Annotated in this window: 10 protein-coding genes; 2 read left to right on the top strand and 8 right to left on the bottom strand. The window is 61.2% G+C overall.

Translation table 11 applies throughout. The features are described from left to right. Positions 1–50 precede the first annotated feature (50 nt). A complete protein-coding gene (locus tag MGEO_RS08420; RefSeq protein ID WP_085636275.1) occupies positions 51–1436 on the top strand; it encodes an FAD-binding oxidoreductase in 1386 nt (461 codons plus the stop codon). Positions 1437–1555: 119 nt separating this feature from the next. Here the strand turns inward: MGEO_RS08420 and MGEO_RS08415 are convergent, their stop codons facing one another. The 4 genes from MGEO_RS08415 to MGEO_RS08400 form a co-directional block, all read right to left on the bottom strand. Continuing rightward, positions 1556–2437: a carbohydrate ABC transporter permease gene (locus MGEO_RS08415; protein ID WP_085636274.1), complete on the bottom strand. Its 882-nt coding sequence runs from the start codon at positions 2435–2437 to the stop codon at positions 1556–1558. An 11-nt stretch (positions 2438–2448) separates the two neighbouring features. After that, positions 2449–3471 (bottom strand): carbohydrate ABC transporter permease, encoded by a 1023-nt coding sequence (locus tag MGEO_RS08410; RefSeq protein ID WP_085636273.1) that lies wholly within the window; start codon positions 3469–3471, stop codon positions 2449–2451. Between the two features lie 74 nt (positions 3472–3545). Then, complete coding sequence (locus MGEO_RS08405; protein ID WP_085636272.1) at positions 3546–4787, bottom strand: ABC transporter substrate-binding protein; 1242 nt, start codon at positions 4785–4787, stop codon at positions 3546–3548. Between the two features lie 80 nt (positions 4788–4867). Beyond that, complete coding sequence (locus tag MGEO_RS08400; protein WP_085636271.1) at positions 4868–5920, bottom strand: ABC transporter ATP-binding protein; 1053 nt, start codon at positions 5918–5920, stop codon at positions 4868–4870. Positions 5921–6218: 298 nt separating this feature from the next. Here MGEO_RS08400 and MGEO_RS08395 point away from each other — a divergent pair, with 298 nt between their 5' ends. After that, a complete protein-coding gene (locus MGEO_RS08395) occupies positions 6219–8099 on the top strand; it encodes an acyl-CoA synthetase (RefSeq protein ID WP_085636270.1) in 1881 nt (626 codons plus the stop codon). Positions 8100–8235: 136 nt separating this feature from the next. Here the strand turns inward: MGEO_RS08395 and MGEO_RS08390 are convergent, their stop codons facing one another. The 4 genes from MGEO_RS08390 to MGEO_RS08375 form a co-directional block, all read right to left on the bottom strand. Beyond that, entirely contained in the window at positions 8236–9654 is a 1419-nt protein-coding gene (locus MGEO_RS08390) for an amidase (protein ID WP_085636269.1), read from the bottom strand. Next, positions 9641–9970, bottom strand: coding sequence for an ArsR/SmtB family transcription factor (locus MGEO_RS08385; protein WP_233139764.1), 330 nt, complete (start codon positions 9968–9970; stop codon positions 9641–9643). The genes MGEO_RS08390 and MGEO_RS08385 overlap by 14 nt, the downstream gene beginning before the upstream one ends. Positions 9971–10040: 70 nt before the next feature. Further along, complete coding sequence (locus tag MGEO_RS08380) at positions 10041–11276, bottom strand: mandelate racemase/muconate lactonizing enzyme family protein (RefSeq protein ID WP_085636267.1); 1236 nt, start codon at positions 11274–11276, stop codon at positions 10041–10043. A gap of 117 nt (positions 11277–11393) precedes the next feature. Then, positions 11394–12473, bottom strand: a complete 1080-nt coding sequence (locus tag MGEO_RS08375; protein WP_085636266.1) for a Zn-dependent alcohol dehydrogenase — start codon at positions 12471–12473, stop codon at positions 11394–11396. Positions 12474–12511: the final 38 nt, after the last annotated feature.

The raw sequence follows: 12511 nt of genomic DNA, 5'->3' as shown, positions 1-12511 counted from the left end.
TTTCCCTGCGCACGCGAGGCAGTAGCGTGGCGCCGAAGAGGGAGAGCTGCATGTCCAACACCCATATCGAAGCCACCATTGCCGCCCTGCGTGACATCCTTGGAGACCGTCTGTCCACGGGGTCGTCTATCCTTGATCAGCACAGCCATGACGAAGCCTACACGACGCCGGTCCTGCCCGATGCGGTGGCCTTTCCCGAAACCACGGAAGAGGTGTCGCTGATCCTGAAGGTCTGTTCGCAGCATGGCTGCCCGGTGGTGCCGTATGGTGTCGGGTCGTCCCTGGAAGGTCATATCGTGCCGGTGCAGGGTGGAATCACCGTCGACACCAGCCGGATGAACAGGGTGCTTCAGATCAACGAGAGCGATCTGGATGCGGTTGTGGAACCCGGCGTGACGCGGGTGCAGTTGAACGAGGAATTGCGGGCGACCGGGCTTATGTTCACGGTCGATCCGGGGGCGGATGCCAGCCTGGGCGGAATGGCGGCAACGCGGGCCTCGGGCACCAATACGGTGCGCTATGGGACGATGGCGGACAATGTGCTGGCGCTGGAGGTGGTGCTGCCGGATGGACAGATCATCGAGACGGGCAGCCGGGCGCGGAAATCCTCGACCGGGTATGACCTGACGCACCTCTTTGTCGGGTCGGAAGGCACGCTTGGGATCATCACCAAGCTGACGGTCAAACTGCGTGGCCAGCCCGAACATGTGGCGGCGGCGACCTGCGCGTTTCCCGATATTGCCAGCGCCGTGGACACGGTGATCCTTGCCATTCAGATGGGCCTGCCGATGGCCCGGATCGAGCTGCTGGACGAGGTCCAGATGAAGGGGATGAACATCTACAATCCCGACATGGGTCTTCCGGAAGTGCCGCATCTGTTTCTGGAGTTCCACGGTTCGGAAGCTGGCGTGGCCGAGCAGGTCGAGAGCTTTGCCTCGCTGGTCGAAGAGCATGGCGGGTCGGATTTCAAATGGGCCACACGAACGGAAGATCGCAACCGCCTTTGGCAGGCGCGGCACAATGCGTATTACGCGGGAAAAGCGCTTCGGCCCGGATGTGAGGGTTTGGTAACGGATTGCTGCGTGCCGATCTCGGCCCTGGCCGGGTGCATCGCGCGGACGAAAGAGGTGATCGCGCAATCGGGGTTGATTGCGCCGCTGGTGGGCCATGTGGGGGATGGGAACTTTCACCTGCTGATCCTTGTCGATCCCGAGAACGCCGACGAAATGGAGCGCGCGAAGGCGCTGGCCAATCAGGTCAACATGCTGGCGCTGGAGTTCGGCGGCACGGTCAGCGGGGAGCACGGTGTGGGGCTGGGCAAGCGCAAATACCTCGCCGAGGAACATGGCGCGGCCTATGCGTTGATGGCGACGCTGAAGAAGGCGATCGATCCGGGAAATATCATGAACCCGGGCAAGTTGGTGACCTTGAACTGAGGACGGTGGAGGATGCGTTGGCGCATCCTTGTTTTCCGTTGACGGAAAACGGGGGCGCTGCCCCCGTCGCCCTGTGGGCGACTCCCCCGAGGTATTTTTGAAACAGAGAAGATCGGGGGTCAGCCCTTAACGGCTCCGGCGGTGAGGCCGGAGACGATCTGACGCTGGAAGAACATGATCAGCAGGAAGAGCGGTGCCGTTGTCGAAACCACGGCAGCGACGGCGAACATCACGTTGCCTTTGGTCTGTGTGGTTCCGAGAAAGCTGGCGATTTTGGGCACCATGGTCTGGTTCTGTTTGTCGAGGATCATCGCGGTCACGGCGAAGTCGTTATAGGCCAGCAGGAAGCTGAAGAGCCCGGTGGTGATGACGCCCGGCCACATGACCGGAATGATCACGTGGCGAAAGGCCTGAAACCGGGTGCAGCCATCGACCATTGCGGATTCGTCGAGATCCTGCGGGATGTTCTTGAAGAAGGAGTGCAGCATCCAGAGCGTGAAGGGCTGGTTGATCGCCACGAGCACGATGATCGCCGTTGGCAGATAGCCCCAGACATTCCATTCGAAGAACACCGGCAGGTAGCCGGACACCAGCGTGATCGGCGGCATCGCGCGGAAGATCAGCGCGATCAGCAGAAACCAGAACGCGTAGCGGTAGGTGGAGCGGGCCAGCGCGTAGCCGCCCAGAGTGCCGAGGGTCAGTGAGATGGTCACGACAAAGAGGCAGACGAGGACCGAGTTCAGTGTGGCGCGCCAGAATTCCTCTTGAATCCAGGCGCCGTAGTAGCCCTGTGCGGTGAACGCCTCTCCTGTTTCCATGCTGGTCATGCGCCCGGTCAGCGCGTTGGTCCAGTCGGCGAGAGAGAAGAAATCGGCTTCGACTTTGAACGAGCCCCACAGTGTCCAGAAGAATGGGAAAGCAGCCGCGGCCATCCAGACCACAAGCGTGATCAAGAGGACGATCTGAAGGGCGAGGGGGCGTTGCTGTGCTTTGCTGGCCATGATCCTGTCCTCTATGCCTTGCCATAGCTGCGGTAGGTTCGGACGAGGACGGGCGACAGCAGAATGGCCACGCCGATCACCGTCAGAACAGAGGTGGCGGCAGCCGAGGTCAGCTGCTGCGTCTCTCCGCCAAGGTCATTGTAGATTGCCCAGCTCAGCGAGGTTGCATGGGCGCTGGCGTTGAAGCTGATGATCGGTTCGAACACTCGGAAATTGTCCATCAGCTGGATCAGGGCGATGAAAGTGGTCAGCGGCAGAAGATGCGGGATCACGACGTGCCGGATCTGCTGCCACCGGCTGGCCCCGTCGATGCGGGCGGCCTCGAGCGTGTCCGTGTTCACGGTTTGCAGACCCGCGTAATACACGATGAAGGCGAAAGGGGCGGAGTGCCAGACGCCGTAGACCATGAGCATGATCCACATCAGGCCGGTGTCGGCCTTGACCGACAGCGATGGATCGTCGGCAAGCCAGCGCAGAGCGGTTCCGATCACGCCGCGGGCATCGACCATCCAGAACAGGATGAGACCGCCGATCAGGGGGGTGACGATGTTGGGCAGCAGCGAGAAAAAGATCAGCGGTCCGCGGAGAACGCGTGCCGCGCTGTTGACGGCGACGGCGATGACGAAGCCGAACAGAATGGTGAGTGGCGTGACCACGAAGGTATAGGTCAGCGTGAATCCGAGCGCTTTGTAGAAGGGCAGGTTCATCAGCTTTCCGATGAAGTCTCCGATCCCGGTGCTTTGGTCCCAGAGCTGCCCGACCTGCGTCACCGCGAGGTGGTTGCGGTCCTTGTAGATTTCCAGCCCGGCGAACCGTCCAAGGGGCTGTTCCGCGCGCAGCGCAGCGGTCGCTTCCTGATCGATGGCGGTGGCGGTGGTGCAGCCGAAGGGGCCGCAGTTTTCCACCTCGACGATGACCTGTTCGTGGGCAACATGAACGGATTGGATGACCACCGAGACAATCGGGAAAAAGATGAACAACAGCATTGCGATGGCTGAGGGCAGCACAAACCAGAAAAACGCACTGTGTTTCATCGGATCAGCCCCACGGGGTTGCTGGTGTCAGATAGGTGCAGGGGCGGAGAGGGCCGCCCCTGCACTCAGCGGGATCAGTTGACGAAGCCCTTTTCGCGTGCCGCCGTCATATAGGCGTCTTCGATGTCGGAAAGGGTCTGTTCGGCGCTTTCCTTGCCCTGCAGAAAATCAGCGATGTTGTCGCCAAGCGCGGTGTGCAGAAGGCCGTGATGGGGCAGCATCGGATAGGGTGTTGTTCCTGCCGAAATGGCCGAGAACACACCCTGATTGACGGGGGCGGGCTGGTATCCGTCGATCATCCAGACCGCCTGTCCCATGGTCTCGTCGTTGAGGATGGCCGGGCTGATGCCGTGCTTCATCGCCTTGAAGGTCGCTTCGGCGTCTGCGTCGCTGATGTTCTTGGCCACGGTCCATCCGTCCCACCACAGTGTCGATGCGGGGGTGTCGCCGCCTGCGACGGTCATCGGCCCTGCGACGGTGGTGTTCTCGTAGACTTCGGGGGTGGAGCCTTCGGCATCCATCAGAACTCCCGTGCGCGAGCCCCACATGTTCATGAGCGCGACGTTGCCTGCTTCCCATTCGGCGCTGGTTGCGTTGGAGTCGTGGGTGAGGAAGTCGGGGTTCATATAGGCGCTGAGCGATTTCAGCATCTCGAGCGTTGCAACGCCCGCCTCGTTGTTGATCGAGACCTGCGCGGTGCCTGGTTCATAGAACTGACCGCCATTGCCGATATACATGTTCACGAATTCCTGCGCGAGGTTCCAGCCTGCCGCGTAGGCACCGCCCAGCGGGTATTCGAGGATACCTTCGGCGCGGATCTTTTCGGCTGCGGCCAGCATGTCTTCGTAGGTTTTCGGAGGCTCCATTCCGATCTGTTCGAGGATGTCCTTGCGGTAGACGAGGTGCTGCGCGTTCGCCATGAACGCCACCGCCATAACCTGACCGTTGATCGTGATGAGCTGGTTCTTCGGGATGTCCTGACCATGCGCGGACACCAGATCGTCGAGTGGGCGGATCACATCTTCGTTGATCAGCGCAACGATGGATGAGTTTGCGACGATCGCGGTGGTGTATTCGGCCGGATCGCCCTGCATCCCGGCAAGGTTGATCGTCTGGTGATCGGCGGTGAGATTCGCCTTGGCTTCGGACAGACCGTCGCAGTCCTGTGCGTTGCGCGCGACAGTCTGGATGGCGGGGAATTCGTTGCCGATGATGCTGAGCCGGCCACCGTCGATGCCACAATCGGCTGCCATCGCAGTGCTGGCACCCGCCGCGACAAGGAACGAGCCTGTCATCAGGATATTTCTGAGGTTCATCTTGGTCTCCCTGTGTGTCTGGATGCGCCTCTTCGAAGACACATCGCTGTTTCCCGGTTGAGCCGGGACTCCCGTTTGGTTCAGCCCTCTATTCTCTGACCTGTTTCCGTTGAGAACAGGTGGCAGATGTCAGGCGGTACGTGGATCGAAACCGGATCGCCGATTTCGGCCCGGAAGGATTTGTCGGTCTTGACCGCAACCAGTGACTGTCCGATGCGGACCGAGATCATGGTCGCGTCGCCCAGAAGTTCGAGCGTGTAGATCGGTGCGGTGATCTGGCCGTCGCCCTCTGGGGCAAGTGCTGCATCTTCTGCGCGGAACCCGAGTGTGACTTTGCCGTCTGCGTGTCCCAATCCGGAAATGTGGGTGTTGCGGGTTTCGAAAATGCCATCGGTGATCTCGCCGTCGATCAGGTTCATCGCCGGGTTTCCGATGAAGCTTGCCACGAAGGCATTGGCGGGGCGGTCGTAGATCTCGGTCGGGCTGCCGACCTGCTGCACGACGCCTTTTTCCATCACGACAACGCGGTCAGCGAGGGTCATCGCTTCGATCTGGTCGTGGGTCACGTAGATCGTGGTCACGGCAAGCTCGTGGCTCAGGTTTTTGATCTGGGCGCGGGTCGAAACCCGCAGCTTGGCGTCGAGGTTCGACAGTGGCTCGTCCATCAGGAACACGTTGGGTTCGCGCACGATCGCACGGGCCAGTGCCACGCGCTGACGCTGGCCGCCGGACAGTTCGGCAGGCTTTCGGTGCAGGAAATCGTCCAGTTCCACCATCGCACTGGCACGGCGGACCCGCTCGTCATGGGTTGACGCATCGACCCCGCGCACCTTGAGCGGAAAGCGGATGTTCTCGTAGACGTTCATGTTCGGGTAGAGGGCGTAGGACTGAAACACCATCGCCACGTCCCGGTCCTTTGGATCGAGATCGTTCACCACCCGGCCATCGATTGCGATCTCACCCTCGGTGATGTCTTCCAGCCCGGCGATCATCCGCATGGTTGTTGTCTTTCCGCAGCCGGACGGGCCTAGCAGCACAAGGAATTCCTTGTCCGCAATGGTCAGGTTGAAGTTGTCGACACCGACGAAGTTGCCCCAGCGTTTGTTGACATTCCTGAGCTGGATTTCCGCCATTTCTTCCCCCTGCGCAAACTCGGATTTGCGGTAGACGACCCCACCAAGCCATAGGGTTTCCGGTTTGGCAAGAATTCTTTGCAAACGTGTGCAAAAAATCAAAACCGGTCGACGCCCGGGGCAAAACCCCGGCGATTTTCGTTGGAAACCTTCTTTCCGATGCCCAAATGAATTCGGAACGCAGCGTCACAAGAATTTTGTCGTAGCGTCGTGGTGTCTTGTTCCTGCAGAATATCCACTACAGAGATCGCCAAAGATGCGACGGCGCTCAGAGCGCGCCAACAGGGAGGGGAACGCCATGACGTTTGCGAGTTTCAAGGACCGCGACGCAATCGAGAATGAGATGACGTGGGCGGAGAGGGATGTTCCCGCGACGCTCTATCGTCAGCTGAGCAAGACCGCCGCAGCATATCCGAACCGCCCGGCTGTGAGTTTTCAGCTGCTGTCCGGGCCGACTGACAAGTCGGAAACACTCAGCTGGACCGAGCTTCTGTCGAAAACCGTGCAGGCGGCCAACATGTTCCGCAAGCTGGGTATTGGCGAGAATGACGTGGTGGCCTACGTGCTGCCCAACAGCAACGAGACCATTCTGACGCTTCTTGGCGGTGCGATTGCCGGGATCGTGAATCCGATCAACCCGCTTCTGGAGCCGGAGCAGATCGCGGCGATTCTTCGCGAGACCGAAGCCAAGGTGGTGGTGACACTCAAGGCGTTTCCGAAAACGGATGTGCCACAGAAGGTGGCGGAAGCCTGCCGCCATGCGCCCAAGGTCCAGACGGTTCTGGAAGTCGATCTGAATCGCTATCTGACGCCACCGAAGTCGTGGATCGTTCCGCTCATCCGCCCGAAAAACCCCGGTGGTCACCATGCCGATGTTCTGAACTTCAATGCGGAGCTCAAAAAGCAGAACACCACGCTTGATTTCTCGGACAGCGACGGGGATCGGGTGGCGGCCTATTTCCATACGGGCGGCACTACGGGGATGCCGAAAGTGGTGCAGCACAAGTATTCCGGCATGATGTACAACGGCTGGATCGGCAATACCGTGCTCTTTACCGAGAAGGACACGATGATCTGCCCGCTTCCTCTGTTCCACGTCATGGCAACGCAGGCGCTTTTGATGTCTGCCATCGTATCGGGATCGCATGTGGTGTTCCCGACGCCGCAGGGCTATCGCGGCGAAGGCGTCATGGTCAACTTCTGGAAGCTCTGCGAGCGCTGGAAAGTGACCTATATGATCACCGTTCCGACCGCGGTCGCGGCGCTGATGCAGCGCCCTGTCGATGCGGATATCTCTTCGGTCCAGTTTGCGATCTCGGGGTCAGCGCCGATGCCGATGGAACTGTTCCGCCGGTTCGAGGAAGCCTGCGGTCTGACGATCTGCGAGGGCTACGGCATGACCGAAGCGACCTGCCTCGTGTCGATCAACCCGCCGGATGGGGAAAAGAAGGTCGGCTCTGTCGGGATGCCGTTCCCCTATACTGACGTGAAGATCCTGACGATCCGTGACGGGCAGGTTGCCGAATGTGGTGTTGATGAGATCGGGGAAATCTGTGTCTCCAACCCCGGTGTGTTCCCCGGCAACACCTACACCGAGGCGGCCAAGAACGAGGACCTCTACCATTATGACGTTTACCTGCGGACAGGCGATCTGGGACGTCTGGACGCCGATGGCTATTTGTGGATCACCGGACGCGCGAAAGATCTGATCATCCGGGGCGGTCACAATATCGACCCCGCTGATATCGAAGACGCACTGTTGGCGCATCCTGCGGTTGCCGTGGCAGGGGCGATTGGCCAGCCCGACGCTCATGCGGGCGAGTTGCCCTGCGCCTATGTCGAGCTTGTCGCTGGCGCGAGCGTGACCGAGCAGGAGTTGCTGGAGCATTGCAAGGTGCATGTGCATGAACGTGCGGCGGTCCCCAAGCACATGACGATCATGCCGGAACTGCCGAAAACCGCGGTGGGCAAAGTCTTCAAGCCTGACCTGCGCAAGAACGCGATCACGCGGGTGTTCAATGCGGCGCTCGATGAAGCCGGGTCTCCGGCGCGGGTGATCAGGGTTGTCGATGATAAAAAGCGCGGTCTGGTCGCTCAGGTCGAGATGCATGGTGCCGCGCATGACGATGTGGGGCTTGTGCTGGGCGCCTTTGCCAACCAGTGGGAAGAAGCGGCCTGAGGCCGTCTATCGATGCCCGGTCGGCTGACCCGACCGGGCCTTTTCGCGCTGGACTTACATCCTGCACGAACCCGGATGCGCCGATTTGACTCCCAGGGTTTGACTGACCTGCAAACTCGGCGGGTGCGCCGCGTCCTTAACCCTTGATCGGGTCGATCAGGGTGACCGGCAGATTGAGAGCCTGTTCTAGCGTATGGGCCACTTGCAGCAGACGCGCTTCGCCGCGCGGAGGGCCGATCAATTGCAGTCCGACCGGCATGCCCGACGGCGTGAAGCCAACGGGAAGGGACAGGGCGGGCAGCCCGGCCACGGTGGCCAGAAAGGCGAACTGCAACCAGTCGATGTAGTCGCGCATCGGACGGCCGGCGACCTCGGTCGGGTATTCGATTTCGACCGGCAGAGGCGCAAGCCCGTTGACCGGGCAGGCGAGCACGTCATGGGTTTTGAAGAACGCGGCCATGGTATTGTAGACAGTGGCCCTGTCCCGTTCCGCCTGCACGTAATCGTCAAAGGTCATGGCGCGGGCATCGGCGAGGTTGCCCTTGATCGTGTCTTTGTAGTGTCTGGTAATGCTTTCGGGGGTCACCTGATAGCTGCCGAGGAAGGACAGGCAGCGCAGGGCGCGGAATGTCTCATCCAACCGTGGCAGTTCGGGGCAATGCTCCTCGACCGTGACCGAGGGCAGGCGCAGGCTTTCGAGGGCGCCGCGCAGGACCGTGTCGATCTCCGAAGTAACGGCTGCAAAACCGTTTAGGTCGGGCGTGTAGGCGATGCGGATTTCACCTGCATCGCGGCGGGCGGTTTCGAGATAGGGAGTTTCGGGGGCCGGGAACGAGATCGGCCAAACCGGGTCATACCCCGCCATCGCGTCGAGGAAGAGAGCGCAGTCGAGCACATCGCGCGCCATCGGGCCATCGACGCCACCATTGGTGAAGCCCAGATGTGCGGAGCTTCCGCCAGCGATGCCGGGCGAGGGGCGCAGGCCGATGATGCCGCAGTAGTTTGCCGGGCTCCGCAGGCTGCCGCCGAAATCCGATCCGTGGCTGAGCCACAACTCGCCCGTGGCCAGTGACACCGCAGCCCCGCCCGAGGAACCGGCAGCATTCATTCTGGTGTTCCACGGGTTGCGGGTTGCGCCGCAGACCGCGTTGAACGTGTTGGCGCCGGCGCCCATCTCGGGCGTGTTGGTCTTGCCCAGCACCACGCCGCCGCGCTCTTCCAGCCGCAGTACCAGCGGGTCAGAGGCGTTTGGCACATGATCGGCCATGCCCTTGGTGCCGAACGTGGTGCGCACGCCTTCGACCGTGTTGAGGTCTTTTATTCCGATCGGCAGGCCCGCGAGCAGCGAATCCCCAGCGGCCGTCGCGGCGAGGGCGCGGTCGGGACAGCGGGTCACGACAGCGTTCACGTCTGGTTCGACCTGGTCCATGCGGGCAAGGCTGGCATCGATCAGATCCGCAGTTGTGATCTCGCCCTGACGCAGCAGGCCGATCGCATCACGCGCAGACAGAGCGCACAACTCTGGTCCGCTGAATCGGGTCTCAGGCCTCGTCACGTGCGCAGAACATCCCGTGCAGATGCGCGATCAAACTCGCCGTACTGGCGTCATTAAGACTGTAATACATGGTTTTTCCGTCGCGCCGGGTCTTGACCAGTTCCTCGTCGCGCAGCCGCGCGAGCATCTGGCTCACAGCAGCCTGACGAATGTTGAGAAGGGCTTCCAACTCGCCCACAGACTTTTCACCAGCGCCAAGATAACACAGGATCATCAGGCGACCTTCATGCGCAAGGGTCTTAAGGTAGGCTGCGGCCTCCTGTGCGCTTTTCGCCATGTCCTGCGCAGTGCTTGGCGCAAAACTTGTATCTTTCATCGACAGTCCCCCAAAGGATAGAGGCATATAGCACCGTTGCCGGGTACGATTCAAAGAATTATCGCGTGAATTACGCTTCGGGAAGCGGCGGGGCCCCACCCTGGAAGCTATTGCCGTCTTTATAGTCACAGGGTTCGTTCTGCATCTGCAGGTGCAACCCGTCTCCGGTAAAGGGATGTGCGCGGGCAAACTCCTCATCGAATTCGATTCCAAGACCGGGAGTTTCGGGCGGTGTGATGTAGCCGTCTTCGACACGGATGGAGTTGCGGATCAGAGCAGCATGGAACGGGGTTTCAATGGTTTCGGCGATCAGCACGTTCGGAATCGACGCGCACAGGTGAATGTTCGCCGCCCACTCGACAGGTCCGGCATAAAGATGCGGGGCCATTTCGGCGTTGAAGGCTTCGGCCATGGCCGCGAGTTTTTTCATTTCCCAGATGCCACCCGCACGGCCAAGCGCAGGTTGCAGGATTTTTGCGCCACCGGTGCGCAGGAGAGTGGCAAACTCTGCCTTTGTGGTCATGCGTTCCCCGGTGGCGATGGGGATGCGCACCGCACGGGCCACTTCGGCGAACTCCAGCAAGTTGTCGGGCGGGATCGGTTCTTCGTACCAAAGCGGCAGGTAAGGCTCGATCGCCTGACCCAGACGTATCGCGCCTGAGGTCGTGAACTGTCCGTGGGTGCCGAAGAGAAGGTCCGCCCTGTCGCCAACCGCCGCGCGTATGGCCTTGCACATCTCCACAGAGAGCGAAACGTCGGTAAGCGCCGGTTGATGCCCGCCATGGATCGTGTACGGACCGGCGGGATCGAACTTGAGCGCGGTGAAGCCTTGCCTGACGTATTCTTTGGCGGCCTCGGCCTGCGCGTCCGGATCGGTCCAGAAGCTGTTCAAGTCGTGATGTGGCAGCGGATAGAGATAGGTATAGGCCCGCACGCGTTCGTTCATCCGTCCGCCCAGAAGGGCCCAGACGGGACGGTTGCGTGCCTTTCCGAGAATGTCCCAGCAGGCGATCTCAAGCCCCGAGAACGCGCCCATCACCGTCAGGTCCGGGCGCTGCGTGAAACCGGAGGAATAGGCGCGGCGGAACATCAGTTCGATGTTTTCGGGGTTTTCACCCTTCATGTGGCGGTCGAAGACATCTTCGATCACGGCCTTCATCGCGGTCGGGCCGACCGAGGAGGCGTAGCACTCTCCCCATCCGGTGATACCGGTGTCGGTGGTCACTTTGACAAAGGTCCAGTACCGCCCTCCCCATCCCGGAGGTGGGGGCGCTGTTGTGATGATGTCGAGCGCGTGGAGTTTCATCCAATGTCCTTTCGGGCAAGAGGCGCGATGCGTGGATGCATCCAGCGGTTTCCTTGGTCGGAGACCCGCCCGCCGGGCGGGTGGTCCGGGATATGCGGGACCCGGCGCACGTTCGGCTCAGAACATGATGACGTTGCGCTTGGCTCCGCCGGTTTTGGTGTCGGCAATCGCTTCGTTGATCTGATCCAGCGACCAGCGACCTGACACCAGTTCATCGAGCTTGAGGCGCCCCTGTCTGTAGAGATCGGCCAGCCATGGGATGTCGCGGCGGATCACCACGTCGCCCATCTTGGATCCGATCATGCCCTGCGACATGTATGCGAGCACCACCGGTTCGTATTCCGCCATCGCGCCGGAATGGGGCATGCCGATCATCACCATGCGTCCCCCCCAGCCCAGATAGCGCGGGGCATTGTTGTAGGCGGGGATGGCCCCGACTGTCACCGCAACCAGATCGGCTCCGCGCCCCAGAATCTGCATGACCTCTTTCCAGGGGGCATCTCCGGTCGCCAGAACGCCGTCGGTCGCGCCGAAGGCTTTGGCGGTCTCAAGCTTTTCTTCGGTCATATCGACTGCAACGATCCGACGCGCGCCCGCGATCCGTGCGCCCTGAATGGCATTCAGGCCAACGCCACCTGCGCCGATCACAACCACGTCTTCGCCGGCGCGCAGCTTGCCCGCGTTCACAATGGACCCGACACCGGTGATGACACCGCAGGCCATCAGTGCGACGGCTTCGGCGGGCATGTCCTCGGGCAGGGGAACGACCTGGGATTGATCGACCACAACCCGTTCCGCAAAGGCGCCGCAGTTCATTGCCTTGACGACGGGCGTGCCATCCGTGCGGCTGATCGGCGAGGCGTCGGTGCCGGGGGTTTCGCAGATTGTCGGTTTGCCGCTCGAACAGTTGGGGCAGGTGCCGCAGGCCTTGATCAGTGTCACCACAACCCGCTGCCCTTCTTTCAGGTCGGTGACGCCCGGGCCCGTTGCTGAAATGCGTCCGGCAGCTTCGTGGCCATAAACGGCGGGAAGATCGCCGCCCCAGGCACCGTCCGCGTAGTGGATGTCCGAGTGACAGATCGCCACCGCTTCCAATGTGACTTCGATCTCGCCGGCCAGCGGCGCGCGCAGGTCCAGTTCTTCGAGTTGAAGCGGTTTGCCGAACTCCGTGCAGACGGCGGCTTTGATGCGGGTCATGGCCCCTCCCTTGATCTTTTGGGCACCGTGTCCCGCAG

This window comes from Marivita geojedonensis (genome assembly GCF_002115805.1).
GTDB classification, from domain to species: Bacteria; Pseudomonadota; Alphaproteobacteria; order Rhodobacterales; family Rhodobacteraceae; genus Marivita; species Marivita geojedonensis.
The sequence above is the reverse complement of the archived record's forward strand: the minus strand, read 5'-3'. Positions and strand labels throughout refer to the sequence as shown.